The 13,823-nt window shown below is 66.0% G+C and carries 12 protein-coding genes and 1 pseudogene; 9 read left to right on the top strand and 4 right to left on the bottom strand.

What is annotated here, in order from left to right; genetic code table 11:
* The first annotated feature begins 296 nt into the window (after window positions 1-296).
* Both phbB and PSO31014_RS01380 read left to right on the top strand, forming a co-directional pair.
* Complete coding sequence (phbB, locus tag PSO31014_RS01385) at window positions 297-1,040, top strand: acetoacetyl-CoA reductase (protein ID WP_150549962.1); 744 nt, start codon at window positions 297-299, stop codon at window positions 1,038-1,040.
* A 41-nt stretch (window positions 1,041-1,081) separates the two neighbouring features.
* Window positions 1,082-1,672 (top strand): hypothetical protein, encoded by a 591-nt coding sequence (locus PSO31014_RS01380; protein WP_150549961.1) that lies wholly within the window; start codon window positions 1,082-1,084, stop codon window positions 1,670-1,672.
* Here the strand turns inward: PSO31014_RS01380 and PSO31014_RS01375 are convergent.
* Together PSO31014_RS01375 and PSO31014_RS01370 are read right to left on the bottom strand one after the other, a co-directional pair.
* Window positions 1,654-3,651, bottom strand: a complete 1,998-nt coding sequence (locus PSO31014_RS01375) for a PHA/PHB synthase family protein (RefSeq protein WP_246176183.1) — start codon at window positions 3,649-3,651, stop codon at window positions 1,654-1,656. The genes PSO31014_RS01380 and PSO31014_RS01375 overlap by 19 nt on opposite strands.
* 203 nt (window positions 3,652-3,854) lie before the next feature.
* Entirely contained in the window at window positions 3,855-4,562 is a 708-nt protein-coding gene (locus PSO31014_RS01370) for a phosphatase PAP2 family protein (RefSeq protein ID WP_246176182.1), read from the bottom strand.
* Between the two features lie 393 nt (window positions 4,563-4,955).
* Between PSO31014_RS01370 and PSO31014_RS01365 the strand changes: the two genes are divergently transcribed.
* From PSO31014_RS01365 to PSO31014_RS22545, 5 genes and pseudogenes are all read left to right on the top strand, one after another.
* Window positions 4,956-5,672: a M23 family metallopeptidase gene (locus PSO31014_RS01365; RefSeq protein ID WP_174976336.1), complete on the top strand. Its 717-nt coding sequence runs from the start codon at window positions 4,956-4,958 to the stop codon at window positions 5,670-5,672.
* Between the two features lie 329 nt (window positions 5,673-6,001).
* Entirely contained in the window at window positions 6,002-6,199 is a 198-nt protein-coding gene (locus PSO31014_RS22555) for a hypothetical protein (RefSeq protein ID WP_246176181.1), read from the top strand.
* Window positions 6,186-6,989 carry an anti-sigma factor family protein gene (locus PSO31014_RS22550; RefSeq protein ID WP_246176180.1) on the top strand — a complete coding sequence of 268 codons (804 nt, stop codon included), beginning with the start codon at window positions 6,186-6,188 and terminating at the stop codon, window positions 6,987-6,989. Before PSO31014_RS22555 ends, PSO31014_RS22550 begins: the two co-directional genes overlap by 14 nt.
* A 39-nt stretch (window positions 6,990-7,028) precedes the next feature.
* Window positions 7,029-7,835 (top strand): trans-aconitate 2-methyltransferase, encoded by an 807-nt coding sequence (tam, locus tag PSO31014_RS01350; RefSeq protein ID WP_174976335.1) that lies wholly within the window; start codon window positions 7,029-7,031, stop codon window positions 7,833-7,835.
* Window positions 7,836-7,932: 97 nt separating this feature from the next.
* Window positions 7,933-8,784 (top strand): annotated as a pseudogene (locus tag PSO31014_RS22545) (helix-turn-helix transcriptional regulator); the annotation flags it as partial.
* Here the strand turns inward: PSO31014_RS22545 and PSO31014_RS01340 are convergent.
* Together PSO31014_RS01340 and PSO31014_RS01335 are read right to left on the bottom strand one after the other, a co-directional pair.
* Entirely contained in the window at window positions 8,745-9,986 is a 1,242-nt protein-coding gene (locus PSO31014_RS01340; protein ID WP_150549956.1) for a YbfB/YjiJ family MFS transporter, read from the bottom strand. The pseudogene PSO31014_RS22545 and the gene PSO31014_RS01340 sit on opposite strands and share 40 nt — an antisense overlap.
* Window positions 9,987-10,189: 203 nt before the next feature.
* Window positions 10,190-11,116: a LysR family transcriptional regulator gene (locus tag PSO31014_RS01335; protein WP_150549955.1), complete on the bottom strand. Its 927-nt coding sequence runs from the start codon at window positions 11,114-11,116 to the stop codon at window positions 10,190-10,192.
* A 122-nt stretch (window positions 11,117-11,238) separates the two neighbouring features.
* On the opposite strand from PSO31014_RS01335, the gene PSO31014_RS01330 reads away from it, so the two are divergent.
* Together PSO31014_RS01330 and PSO31014_RS01325 are read left to right on the top strand one after the other, a co-directional pair.
* The gene (locus PSO31014_RS01330) at window positions 11,239-11,910 is read left to right on the top strand and encodes a glutathione S-transferase (RefSeq protein WP_150549954.1); all 672 of its coding nucleotides are present in this window, start codon (window positions 11,239-11,241) and stop codon (window positions 11,908-11,910) included.
* Window positions 11,911-12,139: 229 nt separating this feature from the next.
* Window positions 12,140-13,801, top strand: coding sequence for a methyl-accepting chemotaxis protein (locus PSO31014_RS01325; RefSeq protein ID WP_150549953.1), 1,662 nt, complete (start codon window positions 12,140-12,142; stop codon window positions 13,799-13,801).
* The last annotated feature ends 22 nt before the right edge of the window (window positions 13,802-13,823 follow it).

Raw genomic sequence — 13,823 nt, 5'->3', positions numbered from 1 at the left:
ACTTTCTGCCGCCCCGTGACTATCGACGGGGAGCGTGTCATTGGATTGTTGTCGGCAAGCCGGGAAAGGCCAACCGCCGAATTAATTTGGAGTACGATGCCTAGCGAGTACGCGCTGCAACCACCGCGGACATCGGTGATGTCTTCGCGCGCACGGCGCCGCACGGGCGTCCGACTTTGACCAAGGTCAAGCGAAGGGCACGCGCGGGCATCGCGCGCGGCGGCAAGCTGGGGGTTCGCGGCTATGCTGGAGGTATCTGACGTTTCGCGATTGATGCTCACCGGAGATGGATAGCCATGACAACACGCATCGCTTTGGTTACAGGCGGTATGGGCGGTTTGGGTGAGGCCATCAGCCTGCGCCTGGCCGATGCCGGGTATCGGGTTGCGGTCACTTGTTCGCCCCAGAATCACGATTGCGAAGGGTGGGTCGAGCGCATGCGCGCCGCTGGCCGCGAGTTCGCCGCCTACCGTGTCGACGTCGCCGATTTTGCGTCGTGCGAGGCGTGCGCGAAAGCCGTCGAATCCGATACCGGTCCGGTGGACATCCTGATCAATAACGCGGGAATCACGCGCGACGCGACGATGCGCAAGATGACGTCCGAAAACTGGCAATTGGTATTGCGCACGAATCTGGATAGCGTATTCAACATGACCCGGCCGGTCTTCGGTGGCATGGTCGCGCGCGGCTGGGGCCGCATTATCAACATCTCGTCGGTCAATGGCAGCCGTGGGGCGTTTGGACAAGCGAACTACGCGGCGGCGAAGGCCGGCATGCATGGGTTCACCAAGTCGCTGGCGCTGGAGGTCGCCAAGGCCGGGGTGACCGTCAACACGATCTCGCCGGGATATCTCGCCACGAAGATGGTCACGGCCGTTCCGGCCGATGTGCTCGAATCGCGCATCATTCCGCAGATTCCGGTCGGCCGACTGGGGCGGCCCGATGAGGTGGCCGCCCTGGTGGCCTTCCTTGCCTCGGACGACGCGGGCTTCATCACCGGCAGCAACCTTGCCATCAACGGTGGCATGCATATGGAGTGACTTGCAGCGACGCTGCCTACTACATACTCAGGAGAGTCACGATGTCAAAGGAAACGAATCCGGCACTCACGATGGTCAAACTCGGCACCGCGAGCGCGCTGGGCGCCTACGGCATTCTGCTGGAAGCGGCGCAACACATGCACCAATTGCAGGCAGAGCGCGACACCGAATTGCTCAAGGCCCATGCCGACGCCGCGAAGTCGCTCGGCGGCGCCAAGGACTTCAATGGGCTCTTGACCGCGCACTTGCAGATGCTCAACGGTCAGCTCGCGCAACAGAACGAATTCTGGCGCGAGTGGCTGGCGGTGTGCGCGAACAATCAACTGCTCTGGACCGAGCATTTGCGCAAGACGGGCGAAGAATTGCAGCACGGCATGGCGGGTGCGATGACGCTGCCCGATTTGATGGGGGCGGGCACCATGCCCGGAGACGCCGCCAAGGCCGCCGAAGTGCCGTTGCAGAAGTGGTTCCAGGCATTCAACGACGCCACACTGGGCACGATGGACGCCTGGCGGCGCTTGTCGACGCAGGCGGCACAGGCCACCGAGGCGGCCGTCTCCCAACAGTCGCCGCTCAACGGCCGCGTACCGCCCAAGCGCGGCGGGGCTCCGGCTCAACGCTCGAGCACGTAAGCGCCGGGCGCATCACATAGCGAGTGCGCCGGTGGCCAGGCGGCGGCGACGGATTTTTCGCTGCCGTGGGCCAGCAGCCACGCCTGCCATGCTGGCCACCAGGAGCTTGGCTTGGCGGGCGTAGTGCCGAACCATTCGTCGGGATCGCGATACGCGGCGCCCGCCGTGCGCGTGGCGACGCGATGGTGACTGGTCGGATGTCCCGGCTCACAAACGATACCCACGTTGTGCCCGCCCGAGACGAGCGCAAACGTCAGATCGCCGTTGTAGAGCAGATGCATCTTGTAGACCGAGCGCCACGGGGAAATGTGATCGCGTTCGGTCGCCACCACGAACATCGGCACGCGAATATCCGATAGCGCGACCGGTAGTCCGCCCACCTTCAGTGTGCCCGTCGCCAGCGCATTGTTCAGATACAGCTCGCGCAGGCACTGACTGTGCAGCCGCGCGGGTATCCGTGTGGTGTCGGCATTCCACACCGTGAAGTCGGTCGTTTGCGCCGGTTTACCGAGCAGGTAGTCGTGCATGAGTCGCGACCAGATCAGATCGCGCGAATTGAGCAACTGAAACGTCCCCGCGAGCTGCTCGCCGCTGATGAATCCCTGGCGCCACATCATCGCTTCAAGATACGCCACCTGGCTGGCGTCGATAAATAGTCCCAGTTCGCCTGGCTCGCTGAAGTCGGATTGCGCGGCCAGCAGCGTCACGCTGGCGAGCAGGTCGCTTCCTGCCGCACCGCCTTTCGAACGTCCGTCGCCGCCTCGGTTATCGCGACTGATCTCGCTTCCGTCTTCACCGCCGGTCGGGTTTCCGCGCGCAAGCGTGGCCGCCGCGATGGCGAGCAGCGTGCCGCCCAGGCAGTAGCCGCAGGCATGCACGGGCACGTTGTCCGTCAGGCGATGCACCTCCCGCAGGGCGGTCAGCAGTCCGGCGTTCAGGTAGTCGTCCAGCCCACGGTCATGAGCCTTCGACCCGGCGTTGTGCCACGACATCATGAAGACGTTATGGCCTTGCGCCACCAAATAGCGCACAAGCGAATGCTGCGCTTCCAAGTCGAGGATGTAGTACTTCAGCAGCCACGACGGCACGATAAGAATCGGTTCGCGCCACGTCTGCGCCTGCGCCGGGGCGTAGTGAAGCAACTCGAAATACGCGTTGCGAAAGACGACCTTGCCGGGCGTCGCGGCGATATCGTGGCCGACGCAGAATGCTTTGCACGCCTCTGGCCCCGCCCCCGGCGCATGGCCCGCCGCCATATCGCGCAGGTCGGACCACCAGCGTTGCGCACCACTGACAAGGTTTTGCCCATGCGTGTCGCGCACGGCGTTGATGACTTCCGGATTCAGGAACCAGACGTTGCTTGGCGCGAACACGTCGAGCCATTGCCTCGCCATGAAGCGCACCACGTCGCGGTGATGCCGGTCGACACCCGGAATTTCGCCCGTCATCGTGTCGACGAAATCCTGCGTTCGCAGGAAACGTTCACGCCACCAGGCAAACGGGAGCTGACCCCACAGTGGGTCGCGAAAGCGCCGGTCGGCGACGGGCGGGCCGCCGGCCTTCGCCCGATCACTGGCCGTCGGCTTGTCGATGGCGGCGAAAGCCTTGAAGACGTTGAGCTGATGCCCGGGCGCCGTCACGGCGTGCATGGCCCAGTCGGCCCAGGCGAGCGCCACCGCTGCGGGCGAGACATTGCCGGTAAACCGCGCGGTCGCCGCCATCGCGGCGCGGTCGAGGCTGTCTGTAAACGAGGCGGCTGGCGACGGAAATGCCACCTCGGGCGTATCCGCGGGCGCAGACGAGCTTCCCGCCGTGGTCGAGACAGGGCTCGCTGCGGCGGCGGGCACCGGGCCCGGTGGCGTCGCACGGCGCGTCGGCGGGTTCGCGGCTTTGGGCGCGCCGCGCGAGCGCGATGCGGAGGACGACTGGGACGATGGGGACACCGGCGCGTCGGAGGTCTTGGCAGTGCGAGCGGGCATGACGGACTCCGTTCTACCTCGCCACGCTCGTGCGAACGCGCGCCGCAGACGACGAAGCGAGGAGGATGCAATGGGCAACGCCCCCGGTGCCGCGACGTCAATACGTCACGGGGCGTTTCAGCAAATATATCGCAGACGTCGTACCCCTACCGTGATCTGCGACAAATTGCGCGCAGACACTGGCGCCGCGCCCGTGAGGCGGTTCATCGCGCCTGGGCTGGCGTCGGCGTATCGGGCGAGGTGGCGGGTATCGCCGGCAAGGGTCGCGAGGGCCGCAGGGTCGACGGCGGCGTGGGCTTTCGTGCGTGCCAGCTGATGCGACGGAACGGGTGCTCGCGACCGGACAGCGTGAGCGCAACGTGAGTGATCCAGCGCTGCGTCGGCACGCGCTCGCCGTGCAGCCACATCACGAGAATGAACAGGCTGGCCGCCATCGGCAGGGTTTTGAGATTGGGCGTGGCGTCGCGACGCGTGTGCCAGGCAAAGGCTGCGCAAATGGCGAAGCCCACGACACAGCCGGCCACCGTCTCCGAAATCGAGTGCGCCGACAGGGCGACGCGCGACGCCCCGACGGCCACGCTACCCGCCGTGGCGGCGGCCATGCCGAGCACGCGCCACGGCCACTTGAAGTGACGCACAAGCAACCATGCAATGACCGGGTACACGGTGGCGGCAAGCATCGTATGGCCGCTCACGCCGGTGAAATCGAGTTCGCGGACCCCGAGCCCCCAGCCGAGGAACATGACCTTGGAGGCCGCGACGACAAGCGCACCGGCCGCAAACAGCGCGACCCAGGTGAATGCCATACGCCACGCACGGGCCGAGAGCAACCAGAGGGTGAGGGCGGCGGCGGCGGGCACCGTCACGGCGGCACCGCCGAAATTGGTAATCGTGATCCAGAAGCTAGACATGACTGGCAAATGAAGGCCCGAGGGCGGAGGGCCTCGGGCGAAAGCGCTATCTTACGCGCGCGACGCTGGGGAGAACAAATGCTGGCCCGGCATTGCACGGATGCAAGGCGCGGAACGGGGGCTTGCGTTGGGCATGCCCCCAAATGACGCCATTTAACGGGGGTTTGATGGATGTTTTGCGTATTTTCCCGTCAATTATCGCCGTGATGCCCCGTAGACTGCGTCGTTTTCGAACAGGTTTCTCGAGCGATGTCTTTCTCTTCTCCTTCCTCCAAGCGCAGGTGCGCCGCGTTGGACGGCGGCGCGCAAGGCCTGCGGGGGCAAGGCGAAGGCCGCCGCTCTCGCTGGCGCGCGGCGTGCGTCTGGCTGTGCATGGCGGTGCCGGCGGCTGCCATGGCCGAAACTGGCGGCATGGCCGACACATTGCGCCTGCACCCGCGTCTGACCCCGTCGTTTTCCTTCTCGCCGACGACGCCGAGCGCGTCGGCCGACGCATCGTCGCCGCACTTGAGCGTGGCGTTGCCGCAATCCGTCTGCGGCAAGGTAACGCCGCTGTATGCCATGCCCCTGACGGTGCAGGCGTCGAAGCCGCTCGTCATGCCGGTGACCTATTCGCGCGTTTCGTCGGATTTCGGCACGCGCTCCCACCCGGTGCGGCGCGTGAAGCATCGGCACAACGGCATCGATCTCGTGGCGCCTTCGGGCACGCCGGTGCGCGCGGTGGCGCACGGCGTGGTGAAGTCCATCGGCTTCGAGCGCCGGGGGTTCGGGCGTTACATCGTGATCGCGCATCGGCACGATAGCGAGACGATCTACGCCCACTTGTCCGCCACGGCGCGCGGGCTGCGCGTCGGCGAGACGGTGGCGGCGGGCCGCGTCATCGGTGCGGTCGGCAAGACGGGTATGGTCACGGGCCCGCACCTGCATTTCGAACTGCGCCGCCAAGGTGTGCCAGCCGATCCGCGTCCGTTGCTGCGTCGCACGGCCAAGATGAGCGAATCGCCGGCGGGCACAGGCCGCCCTTGCCAGAGTGTGCTCAATGGCGTGCCATCGTGGCATCTCCATGGGGGGGCCGGGGTGGCCACTCGATGGCAGTACTCGCCGCTCTGAAGGGGCGCGTCATAATCGACTGCCCAGGGCGACCCGTCGCGGCGCATGTCGCGTCGCCGGGCCCTCGCAGGCGACGTTAATCATCTCGCGTGCGTTTGCGTTGGGCGCGCTCGATACCAACGGCACGTTCTCATTCATGTTCGACAAACCGGTGACGTATCCCTACTACTGCGCGATTCATCCGCATATGACCGGAGTGATCCTCGTGAAGTCATCGCGAAATCATCGTGGGGAAAGGCAGATGTGATTCAATGAGGCCATTGACGTCGTATTGGCGACAACAGACCGATTCACCCGGGCACCGCGTTGCCCGCACTGGGGAGACTCCTGTGGCCGACGCTGAAAAAGCCGGCGCGCCTGCGTCGGAACGATTCGATGTACTGGCCTTGCCGCACCTCGATGCGACGTACACCCTCGCGCGCTGGCTGACGGAGTGGCGTCGCCGCGACGGTGCGGCGCAGATCGCACGTCTGACACGTCTGCCGCTCGAGGGCACCATGCGGGGAGGGCTCGATGAACAAGCCTGACGACCCCAACGATAGGACGCCGGGGACGAGTGCCGGCGAAACGCCTGTCGCTGGCGAAGCCACTCCGCTCGGCAAGCCGTTGCGCGACGACGTGGTGCTCGCCGAACGTCAAGTGCGCTTGGCGGCGGAGCCTGCCACGGCAGCGCCTGCGCAGGCAGCGAAGCCCGGGGCGGACCCGACGAATCCAGTCCATCCGGGCCTGCCTCCGACGCCGCCGCCGGATCGACCGGCGGAACTGGCGTGGGGGCCGAGCCTTGCGCCTTGGTTGTTCGGCGGCGCCGGTGGCGCGATCCTCGGCGGGCTCGCGGTTGCGATGGCGCTGCTGGTGGCGCGTCCGCCCGCGACGCCGCAGGGGATCGAGGAACCGGCTGTCATGGGCCTGCAACCGCAGGAGATCGTGGCAAGCCATGTGCGTGCGCTGCTCTCGCAACATCCGATTGACGTGGTCTCAACCGATCAGCACACCGTCAAGCCGTGGTTCAACGGACGCATCGATTACGCGCCGCCCGTCACCGATCTGTCGGCCAAGGGGTTCCCGCTGGAAGGCGGACGCGTCGACTACGTTGGCGGACGCACGGTGGCCGTGCTCGTCTACCGCACGGACAAGCATCCGATCGATGTCTACGTGTTTCCGGCGCGCGACATGGGCGCGGCGGCGCCGACGATCACGGGGTCCGATGGCTATGCCATCGCGCGCTGGCGGCGCGGCGGCATGACGTACTGGGCGATCACCGATGCCGAGCCGCCACATCTGCGCGTGTTTGTGGAGGCGTTGCAGGCGGCGACCTGATATCGTAAGACGCTTGCCCGATTCCCCATGGAGAGCGTCATGTCGAAAGCCCCCTCGTCGAATGCCCCGGTGAATCTTGCGTGGCAGGCCGAACAATACGTCAAGTTCGAAGACGAGCGCACGCGTCCCGTGCGCGAGCTCGTGGCGGCCATTCCGCCCCTTGCGAATCGCGGGGTGGCACGCGTCGTCGATATCGGCTGCGGCCCCGGCAACTCGACCGAGGTGCTCGCCGCCCGTTACGTTCGCGCCGACGTGCTCGGGCTCGATAGTTCGCAGGACATGGTCGACGCGGCGCGTGCGCGACTGCCGCAATACCGCTTTGACTTGGCCGACATCGCGACATGGACCGATGGTCCGTTCGACGTGATTCTCGCCAACGCCGTGCTGCAATGGTTGCCGGATCATGAGGCGCTGTATCCGCGCCTGGTCGGTTGTCTTGCGCCCGGTGGTTCGCTGGCCGTGCAGATGCCTGACAATCTCGACGAGCCCGCGCACCGGCTGATGCGGGAAGTGGCGGCCGATCCGCGTTGGGCCGCAACGCTCAGAGGGGTGGAGCGTACGGCGCGCCACACGGCGACGTTCTACTACCTGCTGCTTCGCGCGCTGTGCTCGCGCGTCGACATCTGGCGCACGACGTACTACCACCCGCTCGCGGGCGGGGCACCGGCGGTCGTCGAGTGGTTCAAGGGCAGTGCGTTGCGGCCGTTCCTCGCGAAGCTCGACGATGCTTCGCGAGCGGCGTTTCTGACGCGCTACACCGACGAGATCGCCAAGGCGTATCCGGCGCTGGCCGACGGTACGGTATTGCTGCCGTTTCCAAGGCTCTTCGTGGTGGCGACGCGTTGATGGACGGGATAGGCTGAGGTCGCCGCGCGCAGGGGGGCGCGGGCAGGCGAGATGCGCGCTCGGCAAACGGTTTGACGACCAGTGTAAAGTGACGTAAATGAACGTCCTGTCCCCGCCGATTCAGCCGTTTCGCAACGCCCCCCACTACTGGCGCTCGTCGCTGGTTCCTGGTGGCGATATGGTCACCGCTGAGTACAACGACCATACCTTCGCACCCCATTGGCACGATGCATATACGTTCGCGTGCATCGTGGAAGGGGCCGAGCGCTACGCTTACCGGGGCGGCGAGCATGTGGCGGACGCCGGATCCGTGGCCGTCATCCACCCAGGCGAAGTGCATACCGGCGCGCGCGAAACCGATTTCGGGTGGCGTTATCGCGTGTTTTACCTGCCGGTCGGCTTCGTGCAAGGCGTACAGCGTCAGGTGACGCGTCCGTTGGCGGGGCTGACGACGCCGGGCGACGCGCATCCCTGGTTTGGCGAGCAGGTCATCCGCGACACGCAGGCGATGCATCGGCTGACGGCGGCGCACCGTCTGCTTCAGGCCGGCGCCGACCCGTTGCTGGCGGAAAGTGTACTGATCGAGGCCGTGTCGTTCATGCTGGCGCGCCATGCGCAGGCGCGGGTGCCGGACACGCCGTTATATCGCGATGCGGTGCGCGTCGAGACCATGAAGGCGCGGCTCTCGGCCGATCTCACCGAGCCGTTGTCGCTGACGGCGTTGGCCGAAGCGGTCGACCTGTCGCCGTTTCACGCCGCGCGGCTATTCTCGCGGGAAACTGGCCTGGCGCCGCATGCCTGGCGCAATCAGTTGCGTCTGGTGCGGGCCTTGCCCGCGTTGCGCGCCGGCGCGCCAGCGACCGACGTTGCCGTCGCGCAAGGCTTCAACGATCTGTCCCACTTCACCCGCTACTTCCGGCGAGCGTTCGGCGTGTCGCCCGGAAAGTGGAGCGCCAGGCGAGCGGAGGCCACGTTGACGAGCAGCCCGATCGCCATCGCGGCGCCGCCTACCATGAACAGCAGCAAATAGTTGCCCGACGTGGCGGCGAACAGGAACGATAGGCCGTAGGCGGCACCTGCCTGCAACGTCGCGAAGCTGGTCGTGGCAGTGCTCCAGGCGGCTTTTTGTCCGCCAGGATGATGGACGAGTAGTTCGTTCACGCGTCCGAGCACCAGCGGCACGATGCCCGGGGTGAAGGCGCCCATGACCACGCTGGAGACCATCAGGGCGGGCAAGCCGAGGCCGAGCACCGGCAGCAGCACCGCACACAACTGCGCAACGTAAGCGACACGCAAGGCCCGCGCAAAGCCGATCCGGTCGGCGAGGTGCCCTGCAAAAAGCGGACCGACGATCGCCCCGAGTCCGTACAACACCCAATAGTTTGCTCCGGCGTCTAGTCCCTTGCCCAGCCCGCGCGCGACATAGTCGACGAGGAAAATCATGTGCGGCACCAACGCGACGGCATTTAGCGCGTATTCGATGTAGAGCGAGCGCAGCGCCACCGGACTGGTGGGTGGGCGCCTGATATGAGCGGGGGCGCTGGCGGCCGTTGCCATGGGGGCGCCGTCGGGCCAACCGCGCCACGCCACCGCCGTGAGCACGAGCGAAAGTACGCCGAGGCCGCTCCACGTTTCGGCGAGGCCGTCGCGCAACAAGAGCGGCACGAGCGTGCCCGACGCGGCGATGCCCAGTCCGAGGCCGGCGAAGATTGCGCCGCTCACGATGCCGCGCCGTGAGGGGGGCACGTGCGCCAGCACCGACGGTGCTGCCGTCACCATCAGTACGCCACCCGCAAACCCCGAGGCGAAGCGCCATCCGAAAAACCAGACGAACGAGAGGGGCCACGCGCAAGCAAAGAAGGCGAATACGGCGACCAGCATCATCGTTCGCACGAGGGTCACGCTCGACGCGTGGCGCGCCAGCACGCGGGCGCCCAAGGCGCCGGCCAGATAGCCGCCGAGATTGGCCGCGCCAAGATAGGCGGCGGTCGCGGGCGCGAACCAGTGCGCACCGATGATCGCGGGCAAGAGCGCGGTGTAGGCGAAACGGGCAAAGCCAATGCCGATGAGACTGGCGCAGGCGGCCGACAGCGTGGCGCGCCAGGCGTTGAAGGTGGCGGTGGTTGGGCTGCCAAGGGCGGCGTGGGACATGAGGACTCCGGAAGCACCGGCTTCGCCCCGACGTCGGTCGGTGCGAGGCGTCACGGCAACGGACTCAGTCTAGGCGGTGGCGGCGCGCCGGGGAACGGTCATGTCTTGGAAGTCATTCTTCCGCGCGGCGTAACAATGTTGGAATGGCGGAATGGCGGAATGGCGGGGCGGCAGGACGCCGCTTCATCGGCACTGCCCATCCCTTATGCCTGGCTCGCCAGCTTGTGTACCCGTGCGAAATGCTTGCGCAGACGCGGCACCGCGAAGTCGACGAAGGCGCGCACCTTGGGCACGGCCAACCGTCCTTGCGGTGTGATGACGTGAACCGGCATGGGCGGGTGTTCGTAGTCCTGCAAGACGATGTGCAGCGTGCCGTGCGCCAATTCGTCGACGATGTGATAGGTCAACATTCGCGCCACGCCGTGTCCTGCGACGACCGAGGCAATCGCGGCCCGGATCGAATTGACGACCAGTCGCGGCGTGAACTGTACGACCTGTGGCACGGAACCGCGTCCCGTGGCGGGGAAGCGCCACGAGTCGATGCCGAAGTACGTCATGGACACGATTTGCTGCTTCGACAGATCGGCGAGGGACTCGATAGGATCGTGGGACGCCAGATAGGCGGGAGCGGCGGCAATGATTCGCCGAACCTCGCCCACGTGCGTGGCCACGAGCGAGGAGTCGGGCAGGTGGGCCACGCGCATCGCGACGTCGATGCCCTCGTCGATCAGGCTCACGGGCAGGTCGCTCAATTGCAGGCGGACGACGACTTCCGGATAGCGTTCGATGAAGGCGTCCACGATCTCGCGCATGAATGTTTCTCCGGCGGCGAGCGGCGCGGAGACGGTGAGCAGGCCGCGTGGCGCCGAGCGTTCGCCGGCGGCGATCACGTCGGCTTCGTCCAGATCGAGCAGGATGCGTCGGCAGGCAGCGGCATAGCGCTCGCCTGCAACGCTCAGCTTGACCGCACGTGTCGTGCGATGGAGCAGGGCCGTACCCGTATGCGCTTCGAGATAGCCGATGGCACGACTTACCGCCGCGGCAGAGCGCCCGAGGCGCCGGGCTGCACCGGCGAGGCTTCCTTCGTCGACGATCGCGACGAAGACTTTCATGGCATCGATTCGGTCCATGAGGGATGAAAGAGAGGGAGAGGGCGCAGGGTCGATTCCGGATCGGCCGATGGACAAGATTACCCTTAAACCCGGCGTTGCGGCGACAATGGCGAGCGGACGTCCCGCCGGAGCCAGACCCTATGCTGACGGTTCACCATTTGAACAACTCGCGCTCGCAGCGCGTGCTGTGGATGCTCGAAGAGCTGGGCATTCCCTACGACCTGCGTCGATATGCGCGCGACCCGAAGACGATGCTCGCGCCGCCGGCACTGCGCGAGGTGCATCCGCTCGGCAAGTCGCCGGTCGTGACCGACGGCGAACTGACGCTCGCCGAGTCGGGCGCCATCATCGAGTATCTCGCCGATCGCGACGAACTCGGGCGACTGGCCCCGCCGCGAGGCACACCGGAGCGGCTGCGTTGGACCTACTGGTTGCACTACGCCGAGGGGTCGGCCATGCCGCCTTTGCTGCTCAAGCTCGTCGCCCTGCGCATCGCGAGCGCGCCCATGCCGTTCTTCGCTCGCCCCATTGCCCGCAAGATCAGCGACACGCTGCAGTCGAGCTTCGTCGATCCGCAACTGCGCCTGCACTTCGACTACGTGAACGACGCGCTCACGAAGACCGGCTGGTTCGTCGGCGATCGCTTCAGCGCAGCGGACATCCAGATGAGTTTCCCGCTCGAAGCCGCGAGCGCGCGCGGCAACGCGCAGGGGCGCTGGCCCGCGATCACCGATTTTCTGCAACGCATTCATGCGCGTGATGCGTATCAGCGCGCTCTGGCGCGTGGCGGACCCTATCAGTTGCCAGGCTGACAGGCGTCGTTTGCGCCGTTTTGGTGCGGATATCCCTCGATGGCGGCCTGTCTGAACGGCACAGACGGAAGATTCGGCGAATTTGTCGCGCAGAGGCTCAAGTTTCGTCAAATGCACTCGTTATACCTCCACAGAGGTACAGAGAGAGTCACTGGCCTGCCAGGCTTGCCGGCGGCGGGCTGAAGTCACGACAACACCGCAGGACGATTCGCTTAACGCGCGCAAGGCAATGTTCAAGAACCTCAGTATCAGCAAGCGGCTCGCCGCCGCCTTTTCCGTCAATGTATTCATGCTGTTGGTCGTGGCCGTGGTGGCGGTGACGAAAATGGCGACGATGGATACGAATACCCAGCTCATCGTCTCCGACCTGAACACCAAGATTCTTGAATTTCATGGCCTGAAGGATCGCGCGGCGCACGTTGCCGTACTCCTGCGCGATATCGTGATGTCCGAAGACAACACACAACTCGATGCCCGTCTGGCCAAGATCGACGAGATGCGCCAGACCAACAACAAGAGCATCGCGGGCATGGCGACGATCTTTTATACCGACAAGGGCAAGGCGCTCTACCGCACGCTGGCCGATACGAACGCGGACTATGGAAAGCAGCTCGACGTGGTCGTGGCACTGGTTCGCAGCGGCAACTTTGCGCAAGCCAAGACCGAACTGATGGGGCCGCTGCAGAAGGCGCAGGTGGCGTATTTCGCCCCCCTCGACGGTTTGATGGAGGTCGGCAAGGTGGTCAGCGCGAAGGAGGCGGCCGATGCGACCGCCGCATATGGATCCGCCCGCCTGTGGCTGCTCGCCACGATGCTCGCGTCGGTCGTGCTGTCCGTGCTGTCGGCGGTGGCGATTACGCGCTCGGTCACGCGCCCGGTGCGTGCGGCGGTGGCAGGGGCCTCGGCGCTCGCGCGTGGCGACCTGACGCATCGCGTCAATGCCGAGCGTGCCGACGAAATCGGCCAGATGGCGAGTGCGCTCGACACAGCCGTTGAACAACTCAGCCATCTCGTGCGCAATATCCAGGGCGCGTCGGGAGCGATCGACAACGCGGCGCGCGAAATCGCGCAGGGCAACACCGACCTGTCGCAACGCACCGAAGAGCAGGCTGCCTCGCTCGAAGAGACGGCGTCGTCGATGGAAGAACTGACGTCGACCGTGCGTCAGAATGTCGAACATGCGATGGAGGCGCGACGCCTGTCGCACGAAGCGACCGGGGTGGCGGATGCCGGGGCGCAGAGCGTACGTGCGGTCGTCGAGACGATGCAGGCGATGGCCAGCGCGTCGGCGCGCATGAGCGACATGATCAAGGCTATCGAAGGCATTGCCTTCCAGACGAATATTCTCGCGCTCAATGCGGCGGTGGAAGCGGCACGCGCTGGAGAGCAGGGTCGTGGCTTCGCGGTGGTGGCCGGCGAAGTGCGCACGCTAGCCCAGCGCTCCGCAGGCACCGCCAAGGACATTCGCGAATTGATTGCGGCATCGGTGCAGCAGGTCGAAGATGGCACATCGCGCGTGGAAGTCGCGGGCCGTACCATGGACCAGATCGTCGTGTCGGTGCGGCGCGTGAGCGAGCTGATCGCCGAGATCGCCGCCGCAAGCGACGACCAGGCGCGCGGCATCGAGCAGGTGGGGCAAGCCGTCACGCAGATGGATCAGGTCACGCAGCAGAACGCCGCCCTCGTGGAACAAGCCGCGGCGGCGGCCGACCACCTGCGTCAGCAGGCCGCCGAACTGGTCAGCGAGACTGCGAAGTTCCGCGTTGAACGCGACGGCAGCACACACCCGGGCATGACGCCGCGTACGCCGACATTGGCGTTGACAGGCCCACTGCCGTCCCGCGGCGAGCGCGGCACGACGGCGCCAGGACGACAGCGCGCGGCGGCCTGACGTCCGCTGTTCCACCCCCTCG

It is taken from the genome of Pandoraea soli (assembly GCF_902459595.1).
GTDB lineage: Bacteria > Pseudomonadota > Gammaproteobacteria > Burkholderiales > Burkholderiaceae > Pandoraea > Pandoraea cepalis.
Note: the sequence above shows the minus strand (reverse complement) of the source record. Positions and strands in the feature narration are given on the sequence as shown.